Below are 18,700 nucleotides of genomic sequence, written 5' to 3'. Positions count from 1 at the left end.
TTGAAACGCTCTAGTCCTTGCTATCCGCAACACGGACTGCGTAAGCGCCAGCCTTCGACGACGCGAGGTGCGACAGCACCAGAATTGACGGGTCGACGCCGGTCCGCCGGCGGCACAGCACATTGAGCGCGATGGTGGCGAACACGAGCGAAACCGTCGCCGAGATCGCCGCTCCGAGCACGCCGAGCCAGGGGATCAGCACGACAAATCCGGCCAGTCGAAGCGCCACGTTGGCGGCGACCACAGGAACATAGTCGCGCTCGTGTCCCGTCAGCTGCAGGACCGCGGCGGACGGCCCACCGGCCGCCTGGAAGGCCGTTCCGATCGCGAGCACGATCAACACCCATTGCTGGGCGGCGAAATGCGGTCCGAACAGGCCGAGCAGGTGGGGAGCGCCGACCCAGACGATGACGAGCCCGCTGAGCACGCAGAGCGCGGTCACCTCGGCCATCAGCTTCAGCGTATGTTCGAGCTCGCGGTGATTCTTGCTGAAATACAGCGACGGCAGCCGCCGCGCACCGAACGTGTAGAGCGCCGCGGAAAGCATCGCGAAGATGTTCGCCAGACGCGAGGCGGCGAAATAGATGCCCGCAGTGGCCGGATCCAGCATCCAGTAGACCAGGATGACGTCGAAATACTGGTTCGCCGCTTCGAGAATCGAGGCGAGCCAGAAGCGGAACGCACTGCGGTTCCAGCGCGACGTCTCGAAGCGCGCCGTGACTGCGCGCAGGTTCGGCAACACGCGGACGATCGACACGATCTGTACCACGAGCCCCAACGCCATCGCGACCGTCATCGCGGTGAACAGTTCGGCGGGGGTGAGCTGGCGGTGGCCGAACAGCGCCGCGATCAGGAGCAGGACAACGGCAACCCGCCAGAAGAATTCGCGATTGCCTTCGCCCATCAGGATGCTGACCAGCGATCGCGCGATCTGGCTGCCGAGCATCAGCCCGGCATTGACGGCGGTGAATGCCGAGACGGAGAGGATCAAGAGCCACCATTCGCCGCGAATGGCTGCCACCGCGGCGATCGCGGCGATCGAGATCAACATCCCGATCGCCGAGTACTTCAGGCTCGACAGCAGCACGCCCTTGGTGAACTCGGTCTGACCGCGCACCTCGTACTCATTGAGGAAGCGAACCAGCAGCAGCTCCTGACCGACAAGGCCGACGACCGCGGCGATCTGGGCGACGGAGAGCAAGGTTGCGAAGTCTCCGAACGCGTCAGGCGTCATCGTCCGCGCCGCCAGCGAGAACAGGGCGAACGCGAGCCCGCCGCTGCCAACCTTGAGGAGGATGGTCCCGGCAACGCCGCGCGTGACATCGCGCCGTAGCATTTGAAGAACAGAGGCAATCACAAGCGCCGTCTCAATATCCTGTCGGACCACCGGCCCTAGCAATCGGTGAAGTCAGAAGTGTTAATGTTATCTTGCTAAAATTCCGTTCCTTCCAACCGGCCCCCAGGCGCCACGCAGTGGTGCACCTGGCCAAAATGTCGTGCTGCTCCATTCTGGAACGCTGCCGTCCTCGCTGTGTCCAAACGGTGCAGATCGGATTTTTTGCCGCCGCCCGGTTTGACAGCGTGGACTCCGCTGGTTGAAGCCGCGTTAGCGCGTCAACGGCACCCGTCGACGCTCCAAGGCCAGGCCATTGCCCTGCCATCCTGCTGCGGAGCCTCCAAGACATCAGTTTCATGATCGCTGGAGCTGCAAGTCATGTGCCGAGAACGGGGCTGATCGCGGACGAGGAGTTGTCGTTAACCTCAATAATGGAACCCTCGTGGCCGTTCTGCGCGGCGGCAGGGCAGGCAAGGAAATTGCAGTTCCGACCCAATTAGCCGTCGGAGCGGACCAACATGATTGCCATGGAAAGCATGATCCAGCCGATCGCAGCCTGCGAGGCTGAGACGATCGAAGCAGATGTCGCCATTGTTGGCGCCGGCTTGGCGGGCTCGCTCGCGCGGGCCGTCCTCACGCGTGCCGGGTATCGGGTCGTCCTGATCGACAAGCGCTCGATCCCGCCGGATGAATTCCGCGTCGAAAAGATCGCCGGGCGACAGATCGATATCTTCCGCCGCCTGGGCTTCATCGACGGCGTCGAGGCCGTCGCCTCGTCCTATGATCGGGTGCTCAACATCAGGGATGGCAAACTGGTCGATATCGGCGTCGGGCGATCCTATGGAATTTCCTATGCCGACCTCGTCGACATGGCCCGCGGCCTGACGCCTGATACGTCGGGCTTCCTGCTCGACCAGGTGACCCATGTCAGCTGCAGCGAGGATCGTCAGCAACTGGCGCTGGCCTCCGGAAAACGCGTCGTCTCGCGCCTGGTGGTTCTGGCGACCGGCATGGCCGGCGCGCTCGGCTACAATCTCGGAATGCGCCGGAAGGTGATCGCGGCGCGCCACTCGGTGACGTTCGGCTTCACGATCGCGCGGCACGATCACGCGCCATTCGGCTTCGATGCGCTGACCTGCTACGGCAAGCAGGCGGCTGACGGCGTCGACTATCTCAGCCTGTTTCCGATGTCGGGCGGCATGCGCGCCAACCTGTTCATGTTCCGCGATCCGACCGATCCGATCATGCGCGAGCTGCGCCGCGACACAAGACGGACGCTGCTCCGTCTGATGCCGGGACTGCAGCCCTATCTCGGTGATTTCGAGATCGTGGGCCAGGTGCACAATTGGGTCATGGATCTGTCGGTGACCGAGGGCCATCTGCAGCCGGGCGTCGTGCTGATCGGCGATGCCTACCAGACCAACTGCCCAGCGGCCGGAACCGGCGTGAGCCGCCTGCTGGTGGATGTCGAGCGTCTCTGCACCGAATATGTGCCGCGCTGGCTCCTGACCGACGGCATGGGCACGGAGAAGATCGCGCAGTTCTATTCCGATCGCGACAAGCTCGCCGCCGACCGGCATTCGCTGCAACTGGCGCGCTTCCGCCAGGCTCTGACCTCCAGCACCGATGTCCGCTGGACCATGCAGCGGAAGCTGCACTTCCTGCGCCGCATGATCACGCATCAGGTGGACCGGATTCATCCGGGATGGGTCATGCGCGTCCGTAGCGCGCTCCGATAGGCGGCGGCAAGGCGCTCCGGGCGAGCCTTACCGCGTGCCGGTCGAGGTGCGGACCGGCCTGAGCTCGGTCACCCGCTTGGCGGCCTGCTTGATCCAGGGCGCCTGTTTCAGCGCAAACAGCGCAAGCGATCCGGCCGCACTGCCGGCCTGCGTCACGCTCGACATTGGCGTGGGCTGGCCTCCGAACTGCATCTTGTAGGGTTCGTCACCGATGGTGAAATCCAGCACCCGGTCGCCGCGCTCGATGCAGTCCTTGGCGACACTTTCGAACGTCAACGCGCCGATCGACTGGCTCTTGTATCCCTCGATGTCGAAAGCCGTCATGACGACGAGCAGGCTGCCGCGGTGAGCCAGCCCAAGGGCGGCGGCGATGACCTCGCCATCCATCTTCATGGCATACAGCCGGGTAAAGCAGCCGATGCCGCGAAGCGCCACGCTCGAGTAGAAATCGAAATACTCCGGGCGTTGCAGCAGGTCACCGTCGCCGTGCGCGTGGAATCGCGGACCGCGAAACTTCCTCATCACGTCCATGGCCTCCGCGACGGAAGCGCTGTCGTTGCAGCATGAGAAGGTGAGCGTGCCCTTCTTGTGGATCTGGCGCCATTTCTTTGCCAGTTCCTTTTGATAGGATTTTCCCAGCGCGTTGATCTGCCATTGCTCGAACGGCGCGGACAGCACCGTCGCATAGGCATTGGTGTCCATCAGGCTGCGGTGAGGCGCCCCGAGCAAATTCTCGATCGGCATCCTGGCATCGAGCAGCTTGGGAATGCGCAGCAGGTCGAACGGCCGGACCAGTTTGCGAAGCTTCTCGCAGGCCTGTCGATCCTGCAGCAGGTCGGCGAATGTTCTCGCGGTGCAGACCGGCGACAAATAGTCGGACACGCGAAGGTCCGCGAATTCGATCGCGCGCATCGGGCCGCGCCGCACCCGCAGCAGCGGCAGCACGGCCGCGAGCGCGCCGTTCGCGCGATGCCGGACGACGACGACCAAGCGCTTCGCCGCCGCGGCGGGAGCGAGCTTGCGATACAGGCTGTCCAGCCACAACGGATGCTGGAAGGCGGTCGCGTCCGAGCCTTCAAACAATGTCGCGTATTCTTCAGACAGGAAGTCGAATGTGTCGTCGATGCAAACATCGAACGCGTCATCATTCTTATTCATGTGAAACCAAACAAACGGCGTTTTAAAGCGCCGGTCAGGCCAGCGCCTCGCCGTTATAGCAAGGCTGATGACCTCGGGCACCGGCAGAATACGATTTGTATTAATGTCGTGCGTCGACCGTTGCGAAGTATTGCTGCGCGAACGTCGCCGGCCTGGCGGGACCCACTGTGATGCTGCCGCCGTGCCGGACGGCCGGCACCGTTAACAATCTCCTTACGACGAGCCTCGAATCGCACTGCCGCGCGATATCGCATGCGGTCTGGACCGGATATTGCAATTGAGGGCACGCAAGTCCTGGAGCCCTGCTGAAATGTTGACGAACAGCCAAAAAGCCCGCGTTTTCGACGCAATTTCGCCTGCGCAAGTCGATCGCGAGCGGCCTCGGCGTCTCAATTCGGACATGGCTGCTCCATCTGTCCGGATTTGCAACAGTTTGAGTGCTGGGCTACCGGTTGCCTCCGCGGATCTGCCAGTCGGATCATCGATGCCGAACGGCGCTCCGGAGCGGCGCATCAATCCTGTCGGCAGGGCCGCGACCGCCGGCATCGCCAGGGCAACCGTCGGCGGGCTGCGGCTCGCCGTGCTCGACCGCGAGCAGACCGCGGACTTCATGGTCGAAGCGGTGTATCCGAAGCGGCGCATCAATCGGCCGCTGTATCTGACATCAGCCAATGGCGAGGTGTTGTCGCGCTGCTCCACCGAGCCGATGACCGACCGGCTGTTCCGTGCCGCCGACCTGATCAATGCCGATGGGCAGCCGCTGGTCATGGTGTCGAAGCTGCGGTCGCCGAACCCGCTTCCCGAACGCGTTGCGACCACGGATTTGTTCCACGACGTCGCGCGCAAGGCGGAAGAACTCGGGCTGACCTTCTACCTGTTCGGCGCCAACGAGGCCGAGAACAAGGCAGCAATCGCCAACGTCCGCCGGGCCTATCCGGCTCTCAAGATCGTCGGCTATTCGCACGGCTATCTGCGCGGCGAGGCGCTTCGGGCCAAGGTGGATGAGATCAACGCGCTGGCGCCGGACTTTCTCTGGGTGGCGCTTGGCGTGCCCTATGAGCAGGCCTTCGTCGACGAATTCATGTCGCGACTTGGCAATGTCGGTGTCATCAAGACGTCCGGCGGATTGTTCAACTTCCTGTCCGGATCGCGGCCGCGCGCGCCGCGGTGGATGCAGATCGTCGGGCTCGAATGGGCTTGGCGGCTTTGGCTCGAGCCGCGCCGGCTGTTTTGGCGTTATCTGACGACCAACCCACACGCCCTCTACCTGCTGTTCAACCGGACCCGGTCCTCGGCGACCCGAGACTGAATCCGTACCAAGTGCAATGTGCCGCTCCGATCCAACGGACCGGCGAGCTCTTCAGTGAGCGGAGTACAACCGATATGGACGGTCGAGCAGTCGATGGCTCGGTCTGGCGGGCGCCGGGCATTGATGCGGAAGATTTCGCTCGGACCGTCGTCAATTGGTCGATCGCCGTCAACGTGATCATGTCGATGGGGACGTTCCACCCCGCGCTGCTTCCGACTGAGCTGACGCTGGTTCAGCAGGCCGTGGCCCTCTTGATGTGGGGCGTGCTGATCTATGCGAGCCTGTTCATCCGTCCTTGCCTGCGGCTGGCCTTCAATCTCGACACGCTCGTGATCGTCGGATTTTATGCGTTCGCCACCATTTCGGTGCTCTGGACCAATCTGGACGTCGCGGCCCTGATGAAGGCCGCTGCGCTCGCGGTCACGACGCTGGGCGCGTTCTGCATGGTCAGTCGCGTCGACATTGACGACATCGTGAAGTCGACCACGCGCGGCCTGTTCGTCCTGATCGCGGGCTCGGCGTTTTGTGCGGTCGCGCTGCCGGACATCGGTGTGGATCAGACCTGGATGCACAATGGGCAATGGCAGGGCGTCTTCCAGTCGAAGCAGACCCTGGGCTTCGCCGGGGCCTATCTCATGTTCTTTGCCTGTTATCGGAAGATAACCGGACAGGGTTGGCTGCCGTTCCTCGTGACGTTCGCGCTGGCCTCGACCTGCGTCGTCTTTTCGGAATCGCGCGGCGCCGGCGCCTTGTCGCTGGTCGCCTGTGCGCTGCTGCTGACCTCCCTGCGGTCAGTCAGGTGCATGCAGGTCTACGCGGTGCTGCCATGTGCCATGTGCGTCGCGGCCGCGTTGCTGATACTGTATTTCTACACCACCGGGTACGACGCGATCCACGTGTTCGACACGACGATCAATTTCACCGAGAGGACCTTCATCTGGCAGTACGCCATCAGCCATTTCGACGATGCGCCGCTGTTCGGATTTGGCATCAACGGGTTCTGGACCAGACCGGAGATCTACGACTATTTCAACCAGAACCATGGCTGGGTGCTCGACAACTACCACAACGGCTACATCGCCATCCTCGTCGAAACCGGATTCCTGGGCTATGTCCTGTTCATGGCGAGCGTCTTCCTGTTTTCCTACAAGATGCTCTGCCTGATCGCGGAGCGGGCGATCGACCGTCTGCATTGCGCGCTGATCATCGGGTTCGTCTTTCTCAACTGCCAGACCAATTTTACCGAAACGGTCTTCCTGCGTTCGACGATGTTCACATCGGTGCTGCTGGTCGCCGTTTTCCTGGCCGCCTGCCGGCCATTGCCGTCGTCGCGCCCGCAGCCGCGCGAGCAGGAGCAAACATGAGCGGGTTCCGCTGTCTTCCGCAAAGAGTGTTGAGCGCGCTGCTGGCGGCAGTGCTTTCCGCCGTGTTGCTCTCGCCTGCGCGTGCGGCCGGGCAGGGGGCGTCCCCGGACGTCGCGGCGTTAGGGCGCGGCATCAATATTCTCGGCTATGACGGCATCTGGGAAGGTTACCAGAACGCGCCCTTTCGCCTGGAAAACCTCACCGCCATCCGCAAGGCGGGTTTTTCACACGTCCGGATCAACTTCTTCGGCTTCAAGCACATGGATTCCGGCAACATCCTGGATGAAGCCGTCTTGCGGCGTCTCGATGCCGTGATCGAGCAGGTGCTGGCGAGCAGGCTGATCCCGATCCTCGATGAGCACGACACCGACCTCTGTCAACGCGACGTGGGAGAATGCACGGCGAAGCTCAAGGCGTTCTGGCGCCAGATCGCGTCGCGCTACGCGGGCAAATACCCCGCGCTGGTGTTCGAGATTTTGAACGAGCCCGGCGGGAACATGTCATCGACTGAGTGGAACGGGCTGCTCGGAGAGTGCCTCGCCATCGTCAGGGACACCAATCCGGCGCGCAATGTGGTTGTCGCCGTCCTGAACACCGAGCAGTTGCCGGTCGACGAACTGGCGCTGCCGGCCGGTGACCGGAATCTCATCGTCACGTTCCACTATTATTTGCCGCTGCAATTCACCCATCAGGGCGCGCCGTGGTCGGCGACTTTCTCGAACATCGGCCCATTGAGTTGGGGCTCGGCGGAGGACGAAGCCAAGGCCGCCGCCGATTTCGACAAGGTCAGGTCCTGGTCGGAGAGGGAGCTGCGGCCGATCTATCTCGGCGAGTTCGGCGTCTTTGAGCGCGCGCCGGCGGAGAGCCGGGCGAAGTATCTGTCGTTCGTGGCGAGGCGTGCCGAAAGCTTCGGCTGGGCGTGGGCCTATTGGCAATTCGATCACGATTTCGCGGCATTCGACGGCGCCCGGCAACGCTGGAACAGGGACATCCTGCGCGCGATCATTCCTCCGGCTCGATGAGCCCTTGCGGTTTATGCACGGCACCGCTTCGGGATCGCGCGTACGGCTCGCCTTGCCTTGCTTGGCCTGACGAACAATACTCGCTTCAGGACAGCCAGACACCTTGAGGGAACCGAGAGCGTTGCCGGACATTGCGGGCAGGGAAGAGTTCGATGTCAAGCGCGCAGCCTTTGCCGCGACCATCGGCAACATGCTGGAGTTCTACGACTTCATCACCTACAGCTTCTTTGCGACCGAGATCGGGCGCACCTTCTTCCCCGCGCACAGCGAATACGGCAGCCTCATGCTGTCGCTGGCGACCTTCGGCGCCGGCTTCCTGACCCGGCCGATCGGCGGCATCGTGCTCGGCATCTTCTCCGACCGGGTCGGCCGGCGGCCGGCAATGTTGCTGAGCTTTGCGCTGATGGGGGGCGCAATCCTGACCATCGCGCTGACGCCATCATATGCCGCGGTCGGCGTCGTGGCGCCTGTTATCGTGATCCTGGCGCGGATGGTGCAGGGGTTCGCGCTTGGCGGCGAAGTCGGGCCAACCACGGCCTATCTCATCGAGATCGCGGCACCGAGGAATCGCGGCCTGGTGGTGGCATGGCAGCCGGCCAGCCAGGAGGTCGCGGCGACCGTCGGTGCCCTGGTCGGTGTCATCCTGAGCAGCACGATGGCGCCCGACATGCTTGAGGCTTACGGATGGCGCGTCGCATTCCTGCTCGGGGCCGTCTGTCTGCCGTTCGGCATCTGGATGCGCCGGACGCTGCCGGAGACGGTGCCTCACGGCGAGCGCGCCGCGGAGAGCGTTGAGCGTTCGAGCCATGTCAGGCTGGCGCGCCGGCATTTTTGCGTGATCCTGCTGGCCGTGATGATCCTCGCTAGCGGCACGATCTCGACCTATGTGACGCAATACATGACGACCTACGCCAAGAACACGTTGCATGTGTCGCCGTCGCTGGCGTTCACCGTGTCGCTGGTGAGCAACGGACTCCAGATCATCGGGGCGGTGCTCGGCGGCTGGCTTGCCGACCGGCTCGGACGCAAGCCGATCATGATCTGGCCGCAACTCGTCGTGCTGGTGCTGACCTATCCGGCGTTCCTGTGGATCGTCCGGGATCCCGGCGCGTGGTCGCTGTTGTTCGGCTTCGGCATCCTGTCGTTCATCGGATCGCTGCCGTTCACCGCATTCTACGCCGCCTTCACCGAGGCGTTGCCGCAGAGCATCCGTGGCGGCGTGTTCGCGACGATCTACGCGGTGGCGATCGCGACCTTCGGCGGCACCGCGCAGCTCGTGGTCACGTGGCTGCTGCACGTGACCGGCGATCCGCTGGCGCCGTCCTGGTATCTGCTGCTCGCGGCGGCGGTCGGCATCGTGGCGATGAGCCTGATGCCTGAGACCGCCCCGGTGAAGGTCGGCGAGAAGTAACCGCTGAGCTCAGTCCATGTCGCGAAATGCGTGGCCGTTGGCCTCGATCTCTTTCACGAGGTTCGGTGGCAGATTGGCCTGCGCCGAGGTGCCGTCGAACACCCAGTCCTTGGCATCGCCGAGATCGGGGAGGCCGGCGCCCTTGCGGACATAAAGGCCGACCGACGCTTTCTTCGGGTTGATGTAGAGATCGTAGTCCATTGCGCGCCTCCTCTTCGTTGCAGTTCAACGGAAGCTCCGGCACAGATTGGCCGGAGGCTTCCCGGAAGAGTCAACGCCGGTAAGACTAGGCGGGTTTCTTCGCCTCCGGCGCAAGCACCACCGACGCTTCGCTGGTCAGCATCAGGAAGGTGATGGTCTCCTGGAAGTAGAGCTGGACCGAGGTCGCCGAGTGGCTGAGATAGCCGATCGAGAGGTCCTGGCCGATCGAGAGCTGGAAGTCGCCGCCGCGGGTGGTGAGCAGGACGCCGCCCGCGATCGCGGGGGCCCAGATGATCTTGCCGTCGACCAGCCGCTGGATGTGCTGCAGCACAGGATAGCCGTCGTCTGTTGCGCCGCCGATCGCGGTGTAGGGCTCGGTGCCGAGCAGCAGCGTATAGGGACCATTGACGCCGGCGAGCCGCAACTGGCTGACCGCCTGCGCGACCACGGTGGGGTAGTTCTTGACGCTCGGCGGCAGCGTCAGCACCGGGTTGCTGGTCCCTTGACGGATGCCCTGAATGCCGGCGGCGGCGTAGCCGTCGAACACCGCGCGATCCTCGGCGAAGGCGATCTTTCGCGCGGCTTCCTTGAGCGGATCCCAGTCGGAATCATTGGAGCCGCGCTCGACATCGTCGATCGCCTGGCGCGACAGCTCGAATGGCACGCGCAGCTCGACCAGCGCGCGGACGTCGCGCTGCGTCGCCTCGACCCCGTCGCCGGGTGTCGCGATTTTCTTCAGGTGTCCGGTGCCGACCGCAGAGAAGTCCGTGCCCTTCGGCCCATCGACATCGACGACACGGCGCGCTGCCAGATGGCGCTTCAACGTCCGCGAGGCTTCTTCTTCGATCTGGGCCCATGCCGCGTCCGAGATCGGGGCCAGTCCCCGATGAAGGTTATTCATGTCCAGCCTCTCCTTTGAGTGATCCGATCCCGAGCGAGCCGTCGGTCGGCGGTATTTTGTGTGCAGGCGTGTCGTCGGCTCCGGCGTCATCCAGCGACAGCTCAGCGGGGGCGGCCGCAGGTGGTTCGCTGGTGACATCTTCCAGGAACGTCTCCGACGGGATGAAGAACAGCGTGCCGGTCACTGCGCGGCTGAAGTCGAGCAGGCGGTCGTAATTGCCCGGCGGCTTGCCGACGAACATGTTCTCCAGCATCTGCTCGATCCGGTGTGGGGACTTGGCATAACCGATGAAATACGTGCCGAACTCGCCCTTGCTGATATTGCCGAACGGCATGTTGTCGCGGACGATGTCGAGCTCCTCGCCGTTCTCGACGATCGTCGTCAGGGCATTGTGCGCGTAGCTCGGCTTCACCGCGTCGTCGAGCTCGATGTCGGACAGCTTGGTGCGGCCGATGATCTTCTCCTGCGTCTCGACCGGCAGCTCGTTCCACTTCTTCAGATCGTGCAGGTATTTTTGTACGATCACATAGCTGCCGCCGGCGAACACCGCGTCCTCGTCGCCGATGATGGTGGCCTCGGTCGCCGCCTGATCCTCCGGATTCTCCGTGCCGTCGACGAAGCCGAGCAGGTCGCGCTCGTCGAAATATTTGAAGCCATGCACCTCGTCCGCGGTGGCGACCGCATCGCCGAGCCGCGACATGATTTGGCTCGCGAGCTCGAAGCACAGGTCCATCGGCACGGCGCGGATGTGGAACAGCAGGTCGCCCGGCGTCGCGACGGCGTGGTGGACGCCGTTGATCTCGCGGAACGGATGCAAGCCTTTCGGCTTCGGCGCGCCGAACAGCCGGTCCCATGCATCCGAGCCGATGCCCATGACGCAGGATAGCCGGCCCTCGAGATCGCGGAAGCCTACCGCACGCACCAGCGCGGCCACGTCCGCACATAGCGACCGCACCACGGTATCAAATTCCGGATTGGGCTTGATCGTGACCGCAAGGAAGATCGCCGCGCGCGTCAGCTTCGCAGCGACCGGTTGCGGAACGGCTGATGGCACGCATCTCTCCTTAACTAACGTCACTTTAACGCGAAAAAATCCCGAATGAACGCCGGATCGACGCCCAGACGGGGCAGAGGAGCATGCCACCGGAACCTTTACAAGAGCCCGGATCGCTAGGCTTCCGCGGACGGACCAACCGGCTTGCCGGACTTCTCCTCCTCGAGGGTCACCGCAATGGCGGCGTTGGCGGAGAGCCGCACCTTGGAGCCTTCGACACCGGCGACGAAGCCGAGCTCGATATAGTGGTGATGGCCCTTGTGGAGGCCCTCGCTTTCGCTCTTCTTGAGCTTGATGCGGTTGCCTTCGACGTGATCGACGGTGCCGACATGCACGCCGTCGGCGCCGATGACCTCCATGTTGTCCTTGATGTTCTGCTGCGTCATGGCGCTCTCCCTAGTTGCAGGTCAGCCTGTATATTCAGCTTGCATATGATGCGCCGTGGACGACGCGCCGATGACGGCGCGTCGTCGGCAATCTCGGCCTCTTCACACCGGTTCGAATTCGTCCGCGGCGGCGTTCTCCGGCTTCTTGCCGTTGAAGGTGAGGCCGGCCTTGGTGGCCGAGAGCTTCACGTGCGAGCCGTCGCGGACCTCGCCGGCGAGGATCATCTCCGCGAGCGGATCCTGCACGCTGCGCTGGATCACCCGTTTCAGCGGGCGGGCGCCGTAGGCCGGATCCCAGCCCTTCTCCGCCAGCCAGTCGCGCGCCTTCGGATCGAGCTCGAGATCGATCTTGCGATCCTCGAGCAGCTTGCGCAGGCGCGAGAACTGGATTTCGACGATGCGGCCCATGTCGCTCTTCTGCAGCCGGTGGAACAGAATGATCTCGTCGACGCGGTTGAGGAATTCGGGGCGGAAGTGCGCCCGCACCATGTTCATCACCTGCTCGCGCACCGCGCTGGTCGGCTGGCCCTCGGGCTGGTTGACGAGATACTCCGCACCGATATTTGAGGTCATGATGATCAGCGTGTTGCGGAAATCGACGGTGCGGCCCTGGCCGTCGGTCAGGCGGCCGTCGTCGAGCACCTGCAGCAGCACGTTGAAGACATCAGGGTGCGCCTTCTCGATTTCGTCGAACAGCACCACCTGATACGGCCGCCGCCGCACCGCCTCCGTCAGCGCGCCGCCCTCGTCATAGCCGACATAGCCGGGCGGTGCGCCGATCAGCCGCGAGACCGAGTGCTTTTCCATGTATTCGGACATGTCGAGCCGGATCATCGCGGTCTCGTCGTCGAACAGATATTCGGCGAGCGCCTTGGCGAGCTCGGTCTTGCCGACACCAGTTGGCCCCAAGAACATGAACGAGCCGATCGGCCGGTTCGGGTCCTGCAGGCCGGCGCGGGCGCGACGCACTGCGGTCGACACCGCACGCACGGCCTCGGCCTGGCCGACGACGCGCTTGCCGAGCATTTCCTCCATGCGCAGCAGCTTGTCCTTCTCGCCCTCCAGCATCTTGTCCACCGGCACGCCGGTCCAGCGCGATACCACGGCTGCGATATTATCGGCGGTCACGGTCTCGCTGGCGGACGAGGTCTCGCTGGCCTCGACCGCAGCGAGCTTCTTCTCGAGCTCGGGAATACGGCCATAGGCCAGCTCGCCGGCTTTCTGGAATTCGCCCTTGCGCTGCGCATTGGCAAGCTCCGTGCGCAACTGCTCGAGCTCACCCTTCATCTTCTGCGCGTCGGAGAGCTTGCTCTTCTCCGACCGCCATTTCGACGTCATGTCCGCCGATTTCTTCTCGAGATCCACGAGATCCTTCTCGAGGGTTTGCAGGCGACTCCTGGAGCCCATATCGGTTTCTTTCTTGAGCGCTTCCTGCTCGATCTTGAGGCGGATGATCTCGCGGTCGAGCGAGTCGAGCTCTTCAGGCTTGGAGTCGACCTGCATCTTCAGCCGGGCCGCCGCCTCGTCCATCAGATCGATGGCCTTGTCGGGCAGGAAACGGTCGGTGATGTAGCGGTTCGACAGCGTGGCGGCGGCGACCAGCGCCGAATCCGCGATGCGCACGCCGTGATGCTGCTCGTATTTGTCCTTCAGGCCGCGCAGGATCGAGATGGTGTCCTCGACCGTCGGCTCCGAGACGAACACCGGCTGAAATCGGCGCGCCAGCGCCGGATCCTTCTCGACATGCTTGCGGTATTCGTCGAGCGTGGTGGCGCCGATACAGTGCAGCTCGCCACGGGCCAGCGCGGGTTTCAGAAGGTTCGACGCGTCCATCGTACCGTCGCCCTTGCCGGCGCCGATCAGTGTGTGCATCTCGTCGATGAACAGGATGATGCCGCCCTCGGCGGACGTCACCTCCTGCAGCACCGCCTTGAGGCGTTCCTCGAACTCGCCGCGATACTTGGCGCCAGCAATCAGCGCGCCGAGATCGAGCGCGAGCAGCGCCTTGTCCTGCAGGCTTTCCGGCACGTCGCCATTGACGATGCGCAGCGCAAGGCCCTCGACGATCGCGGTCTTGCCGACACCGGGCTCGCCGATCAGAACGGGATTGTTCTTGGTGCGGCGTGACAGGACTTGAATCGTGCGGCGGATCTCCTCGTCGCGGCCGATCACCGGATCGAGCTTGCCGTCGCGCGCGGCCTGGGTGAGGTCGCGGGCATATTTCTTCAGCGCGTCATAGGCATTCTCGGCCGACGCGCTGTCGGCGGTACGGCCCTTGCGCAGGGCATTGATGGCCGCGTTCAGGTTCTGCGGATTGACGCCGCCCCTGGCGAGCAGTCTGCCGGCCTCGCTGTCCTTGTCGCCGGCGAGCGCCTGCAGCATGCGTTCGACCGAGACAAAACTGTCGCCGGCCTTGTCGGCCGCCTGTTCCGCGGCGGCGAACGCGCGCGCGGTCTCGGGCGCCATATAGATCTGTCCGGAGCCGGCGCCGCTGACCTTCGGCACCTTCGCCAGCGCGTCTTCGGTCGCCTTGAGGATCGCGCGCGAGTTGCCGCCGGCCCGGTCGATCAGGCTGGCCGCGAGGCCTTCATTGTCGTCGAGCAGCACCTTCAGGATATGGAGCGTCGAAAACTGCTGGTGCCCCTCGCGCATCGCGAGCGATTGTGCCGACTGGATGAAGCCGCGGAGGCGATCGGTATATTTTTCAATGTTCATGGTGGCACCTCAAGGCAGCACAGGCTCGTCGAGATCAAAGTCATGCCACGCATTGCCGCCGGCGACAGATGGCGGAACGATGACATCCATCAAGCGACAGCCCGGTGCAATCGCGCCGGCGGAAAACCGTGGGCCTGACACTGCCGCAGGCCGTATCGTGTGGTCGTTTCAGGAGTGTGTCAATCGTGGAGCATGGCCGCCGGCATACCGCTTTCGAGGTGTTGCGGTGTTCGTTTCCGGCATTGATCCGCGGGCACTGCTATGGGCACGCCGACAAACGGGTCCGCATCCCACCGATGGTGGCTCGGTTGATCGCGGTGCGCAGCGAACGGCGCAACGCTGTCAGCATCGTTGCAATCGTGCGAGAGCCGAAGTCACCCTTGCGATTCAACGGGGATGATCTCGCGCTTCGTCGAGTGCACGCGATGATGCAGAACTGCGTCGCGTAATGTTCCACTGAATCGCTCGATGATGAGTCACTGCACACTCTGAACCGTCGATGAATAGCTGCGCGATGCATTTGGGGCTGTTTCAGGTTGATGTAAGGTCAAGGCGTTAGCGATGAACTGTGTCGGCGCATTGCCGACGCACGGAACTTTTGTTCCGGTTCTCACGTTGAACGTGTTCATCGAAGAGGCTCCCCAATGACCACTCGTTTCCTTTCGACCGTGTCGTGCGCCGCGCTGGCCACGGCGCTGTTCACTGCGACGGCCGTGCCGGCAATCGCGCAGGATGCGGCATGCGCGCCGGTCTCTGCTGTCGAGACCGCGCCGCCGCCGCTGCCGACCTACGATCAGCCGCCGGTGCCCGGGCCCGGTTACATCTGGTCACCGGGCAATTGGTCGTGGGACGAGGATCGCGGCGATTACTACTGGGTGCCGGGCACCTGGGTGCAGCCGCCGCGGGTCGGACTGCTGTGGACCCCCGGCTACTGGGGCGCGTTCGGCGGCGGCTTCATTTTCCATCAGGGCTATTGGGGCGAGCGCGTCGGCTTCTACGGCGGCATCAATTACGGCTTCGGGTACGGCGGTTCAGGCTATGAAGGCGGCCGCTGGGATCACGGCAATTTCTTCTACAATCGCGCCGTGAACAATCTGCAGGGTGCGCGCATCACCAACGTCTACGAGAAGAACGTCACGATCAATCAGACCACCGTCAACAACGTCAGCTACAATGGCGGCCGCGGCGGCATCGACGTACGGCCGACTCCCGCCGAACGTACGATCGCCAAGGAGCAGCATTTCGCGGCGACGCCGCTGCAACGCAAGCAGGTCGAGATCGCAAGCCAGGATCCGAGCCTGTTCAAGCGGGCCAACAATGGCGTGCCGGCCGTTGCCGCAACCGCGCGGCCCGGCGAGCTGAAGGGACCGGGCGTGGTCCGCGCGCGGCCGGCCGGCGAGGCGGTGCCTGCCAACGCCGCCAAGCCCGCAGCCGCGGAGCCGGCGCGGCCGGGAACTGCAGCAGCGCCTGCAACTACACCGGCTGACTCGCACGCGCTCCCTGTCCCGGGGAAGGAGCTTCCTGCGGCGCGTCCTGGCGCCCAGGAGAGCAAGCCCGCGGCCGAGGAGAAGCGCGCAGCACCTGCTCCCGAGACGAAGGTTGAGCCGCGTCCTGCTGCGCCGGCAGCGGCCGGGTCGCACGAGCTTCCGGTCCCCGAGAAGGGCGCTGCGACGCATCCGCCCGCTGAGGTGGGTAAGCCTGCGGTCGAGGAGAAGCGTGCCGCGCCTGCCGCCGAACCGAAGGCTGAGCCGCGGCCCGCAACCGAAGCGGCTCGGCCTGCCGCACCGGAAAGGCGTCCTGAAGAGGTGCGCAAGGAGGAGCCGCGGCCTGAGCCCGCAGCGAAGCCCGTCGCGCGGCCGGAGCAGGCAGCAAGGCCCGAACCACGACCGGAGCCTGCGGCAAGGCCTGAAGCACGACCGGAGACGATCGCCCGCCCTGAGGCGCATCCGCAGCCGGCGGCACGGCCGGAGCCGCACGTTCAGGCGCCGCCACATGCTGCGCCTCCCGCAGGTCATCCTGCAGAGGAGAAGCGGCAGGAGCACTAACGGAACGATCGCGCTCCGCTGGCTCGTCCCGGCGGAGCGCGATATCCTCGTCCGCGCAAGCGATCAGCACTGGAGGTCGGTCATGGCACAGAGTCACAGCGGCAGCGGACAGCTTGACGACGGCAAGCCGCGCCTCAGCGAGGACGATATGCAGCGAGCCCTGCTTGGCCCGCGAGGCGTGCCGGGCAAGCCGGATCCCGCCAGGATGACACCGCAGCAAGAAAAGAACATGCCGAACTATCTGGACCCTGGACATACGTCTTAGCTCGGCTGTGACGTGAGCGCAGCCTGCGTCGCCCCTTGCCGGGCGATCTGCCAGCGCACTTGCAAATCGCCTGCTTTTGCGCCCTCATGATCGCAGGTGCACTCACGGTGTTGCGGAGCAGGTTGTGAGAAATCCGTATGAGGTTCTTGGCGTTGCCCCGACGGCGTCTGCGGTCGATATCCAGAAGGCCTATCGAAAGCTGGCGAAGAAGCTGCATCCGGATCTCAATCCGGGTGACAAGGCTGCCGAAGAAAAGTTCAAGGAAATCGCCGCGGCGAACGATCTGCTCTCGGATGCCGACAAGCGCAAGCGCTTCGACGCCGGCGAGATCGACGCTGACGGCACCGAGCGGCCGCAGCATCGCTACTACCGGGATTTCGCCACCGCGGATGGCGGGCATCCCTATGCCGACAGTTCCGGTTATGCCGACTATATGGACCAGGACGACGCGTTCGCCGAGTTGCTTCGGCGCACCGAGCAGGCGCGCGCCAACCGGCGCGGCCGCGACCTGCACTACAGTCTTGTGATCGATTTCGCGGAATCGATCGCCGGTGCGAGCAAGCGCCTGATGCTTCCCGATGGCGGCACGCTCGACGTGACGATCCCGGCCGGCCTGATCGACGGCCAGGTCATTCGCCTGCGCGGCAAGGGCATGCCCGGCAGCGGCAAGGGCGGCCCCGGCGATGCGCTGATCGAAGTCGATGTTCGCCCCGATCCGCGCTTCACCCGCGAGGGCGACGACATCTCGCTGGAATTGCCGATCTCGCTGTCGGAAGCCGTGCTTGGCGGCAAGGTCAACGTTCCGACCCCGACCGGCGCCGTGACCATGACGGTTCCGAAGGGCGCGAACACCGGCACGACGTTGCGCTTGCGCGGCAAGGGCGCGCCCAAGGCCGGCGGCGGTCACGGCGATGAGTTCGTCAAGCTCAAGGTGGTCCTGCCCAAGGGACCCGATCCCGCGCTCGAGGCGTTCGTGTCGAGCTGGGATCGCAAGGGATTCAATCCACGCGATGATGGTGCATCATGAACAAGCAGCAGTTCCTCATCGATGCGGGTCTCGAGGTGCAGACCCTGGAGTTCTGGATCGAGCAGCAATGGCTCGTTCCGGACGAGACCGCGCACGAGGTCAGTTTCTCCGATACCGACGTGGCGCGCGCGCACCTGATCCGCGATCTGAAGGGCGACTTCGGCGTCAACGACGAGGGGATCGACGTCATCCTGCATCTGGTCGATCAGCTGCACGGGCTGCGCCGTGCATTCGAAGAATTGCACAAGGACATCGCGTCATCGCCGCGCTAGCCGCGAACCTCAGTCCCTGGAGACGATCATGACGGACAAGCCGACGCCGCTGGCCCATGGCGAGATCGACGTTCTCATCCTGCAGGCGCTGGTGCGCAAGCTGATCGCCAAGGGCGTGCTGACGCCGGACGACGTCCGCGCGATGCTGTTCGAGGCTGCAAAGAATCTCGACCTCGTCGGCAGCGAGCTGACGACGGAGGCCGCCAACATCATCGTGCAGGAAGATCTGGCGCCCGCATTCCTCGGCGGCTGATTTCGTCAGGTCTGGCCGCTGCGGTTGGAGACCAGCCGGATTTGCGTGACCTGGTCGGCGTTGCCGGCAAGATAGGCCTGCGCGTCGCGTACCAGACGCTCGATCGCCGCGGCGTCATAGCTCGGATGACGCGCGTTCAGATGCAGGGCGGTCTCGATCTGCATCACATTGGTCGTGGCACCCGCGCCGATCTCGATCGAGAACGACACCAGTGAAACTTGCGGGCTCTTGAACGCCATATC

The 18,700-nt window shown here is 64.1% G+C and carries 18 protein-coding genes; 10 read left to right on the top strand and 8 right to left on the bottom strand.

The features are described 5' to 3' along the window. Positions 1 to 10: 10 nt before the first annotated feature. Positions 11 to 1,336, bottom strand: a complete 1,326-nt coding sequence (locus ACVISU_RS13455) for a lipopolysaccharide biosynthesis protein (protein ID WP_456707258.1) — start codon at positions 1,334 to 1,336, stop codon at positions 11 to 13. A 518-nt stretch (positions 1,337 to 1,854) separates the two neighbouring features. On the opposite strand from ACVISU_RS13455, the gene ACVISU_RS13450 reads away from it, so the two are divergent. Continuing rightward, the gene (locus ACVISU_RS13450; protein WP_456707257.1) at positions 1,855 to 3,075 is read left to right on the top strand and encodes an FAD-dependent oxidoreductase; all 1,221 of its coding nucleotides are present in this window, start codon (positions 1,855 to 1,857) and stop codon (positions 3,073 to 3,075) included. A gap of 27 nt (positions 3,076 to 3,102) precedes the next feature. On the opposite strand, the gene ACVISU_RS13445 is transcribed toward ACVISU_RS13450, so the two are convergent. After that, positions 3,103 to 4,233 carry a GNAT family N-acetyltransferase gene (locus ACVISU_RS13445; protein ID WP_456707256.1) on the bottom strand — a complete coding sequence of 377 codons (1,131 nt, stop codon included), beginning with the start codon at positions 4,231 to 4,233 and terminating at the stop codon, positions 3,103 to 3,105. Between the two features lie 484 nt (positions 4,234 to 4,717). Here ACVISU_RS13445 and ACVISU_RS13440 point away from each other — a divergent pair, with 484 nt between their 5' ends. From ACVISU_RS13440 to ACVISU_RS13425, 4 genes are all read left to right on the top strand, one after another. Continuing rightward, entirely contained in the window at positions 4,718 to 5,542 is an 825-nt protein-coding gene (locus tag ACVISU_RS13440; RefSeq protein ID WP_456707255.1) for a WecB/TagA/CpsF family glycosyltransferase, read from the top strand. A 74-nt stretch (positions 5,543 to 5,616) separates the two neighbouring features. Then, positions 5,617 to 6,906 (top strand): O-antigen ligase family protein, encoded by a 1,290-nt coding sequence (locus ACVISU_RS13435; protein ID WP_456710819.1) that lies wholly within the window; start codon positions 5,617 to 5,619, stop codon positions 6,904 to 6,906. Next, on the top strand, positions 6,903 to 7,928 hold the full coding sequence (locus tag ACVISU_RS13430) for a glycoside hydrolase family 5 protein (protein WP_456707254.1): 1,026 nt from the start codon (positions 6,903 to 6,905) through the stop codon (positions 7,926 to 7,928). Before ACVISU_RS13435 ends, ACVISU_RS13430 begins: the two co-directional genes overlap by 4 nt. Before the next feature lie 121 nt (positions 7,929 to 8,049). Continuing rightward, complete coding sequence (locus tag ACVISU_RS13425; protein WP_456707253.1) at positions 8,050 to 9,339, top strand: MFS transporter; 1,290 nt, start codon at positions 8,050 to 8,052, stop codon at positions 9,337 to 9,339. Between the two features lie 9 nt (positions 9,340 to 9,348). On the opposite strand, the gene ACVISU_RS13420 is transcribed toward ACVISU_RS13425, so the two are convergent. From ACVISU_RS13420 to clpB, 5 genes are all read right to left on the bottom strand, one after another. Further along, complete coding sequence (locus ACVISU_RS13420) at positions 9,349 to 9,540, bottom strand: hypothetical protein (protein ID WP_456707252.1); 192 nt, start codon at positions 9,538 to 9,540, stop codon at positions 9,349 to 9,351. Positions 9,541 to 9,625: 85 nt separating this feature from the next. Then, positions 9,626 to 10,441, bottom strand: coding sequence for a family 1 encapsulin nanocompartment shell protein (locus tag ACVISU_RS13415; protein WP_063695311.1), 816 nt, complete (start codon positions 10,439 to 10,441; stop codon positions 9,626 to 9,628). Beyond that, on the bottom strand, positions 10,434 to 11,495 hold the full coding sequence (locus ACVISU_RS13410; protein WP_456707251.1) for a Dyp-type peroxidase: 1,062 nt from the start codon (positions 11,493 to 11,495) through the stop codon (positions 10,434 to 10,436). Before ACVISU_RS13410 ends, ACVISU_RS13415 begins: the two co-directional genes overlap by 8 nt. A 116-nt stretch (positions 11,496 to 11,611) precedes the next feature. Beyond that, complete coding sequence (locus tag ACVISU_RS13405) at positions 11,612 to 11,881, bottom strand: DUF2171 domain-containing protein (RefSeq protein ID WP_456707250.1); 270 nt, start codon at positions 11,879 to 11,881, stop codon at positions 11,612 to 11,614. A gap of 102 nt (positions 11,882 to 11,983) precedes the next feature. After that, on the bottom strand, positions 11,984 to 14,596 hold the full coding sequence (clpB, locus tag ACVISU_RS13400) for an ATP-dependent chaperone ClpB (protein ID WP_456707249.1): 2,613 nt from the start codon (positions 14,594 to 14,596) through the stop codon (positions 11,984 to 11,986). A 644-nt stretch (positions 14,597 to 15,240) separates the two neighbouring features. On the opposite strand from clpB, the gene ACVISU_RS13395 reads away from it, so the two are divergent. The 5 genes from ACVISU_RS13395 to ACVISU_RS13375 all read left to right on the top strand — a co-directional run bounded on the left by ACVISU_RS13395 (position 15,241) and on the right by ACVISU_RS13375 (position 18,458). Continuing rightward, the gene (locus ACVISU_RS13395; protein ID WP_456707248.1) at positions 15,241 to 16,641 is read left to right on the top strand and encodes a hypothetical protein; all 1,401 of its coding nucleotides are present in this window, start codon (positions 15,241 to 15,243) and stop codon (positions 16,639 to 16,641) included. A gap of 82 nt (positions 16,642 to 16,723) precedes the next feature. After that, a complete protein-coding gene (locus ACVISU_RS13390; protein WP_050402782.1) occupies positions 16,724 to 16,906 on the top strand; it encodes a hypothetical protein in 183 nt (60 codons plus the stop codon). A 124-nt stretch (positions 16,907 to 17,030) separates the two neighbouring features. Then, positions 17,031 to 17,933 (top strand): DnaJ C-terminal domain-containing protein, encoded by a 903-nt coding sequence (locus tag ACVISU_RS13385; protein ID WP_050402576.1) that lies wholly within the window; start codon positions 17,031 to 17,033, stop codon positions 17,931 to 17,933. Further along, on the top strand, positions 17,930 to 18,205 hold the full coding sequence (locus ACVISU_RS13380) for a chaperone modulator CbpM (protein WP_050402575.1): 276 nt from the start codon (positions 17,930 to 17,932) through the stop codon (positions 18,203 to 18,205). Before ACVISU_RS13385 ends, ACVISU_RS13380 begins: the two co-directional genes overlap by 4 nt. A 28-nt stretch (positions 18,206 to 18,233) precedes the next feature. Beyond that, positions 18,234 to 18,458 (top strand): hypothetical protein, encoded by a 225-nt coding sequence (locus ACVISU_RS13375; protein WP_021081495.1) that lies wholly within the window; start codon positions 18,234 to 18,236, stop codon positions 18,456 to 18,458. Positions 18,459 to 18,463: 5 nt separating this feature from the next. On the opposite strand, the gene ACVISU_RS13370 is transcribed toward ACVISU_RS13375, so the two are convergent. Then, entirely contained in the window at positions 18,464 to 18,697 is a 234-nt protein-coding gene (locus ACVISU_RS13370; protein ID WP_050402574.1) for a hypothetical protein, read from the bottom strand. Positions 18,698 to 18,700: the final 3 nt, after the last annotated feature.

It is taken from the genome of Bradyrhizobium sp. USDA 4452 (assembly GCF_054063575.1).
The sequence above is the reverse complement of the archived record's forward strand: the minus strand, read 5'-3'. Positions and strand labels throughout refer to the sequence as shown.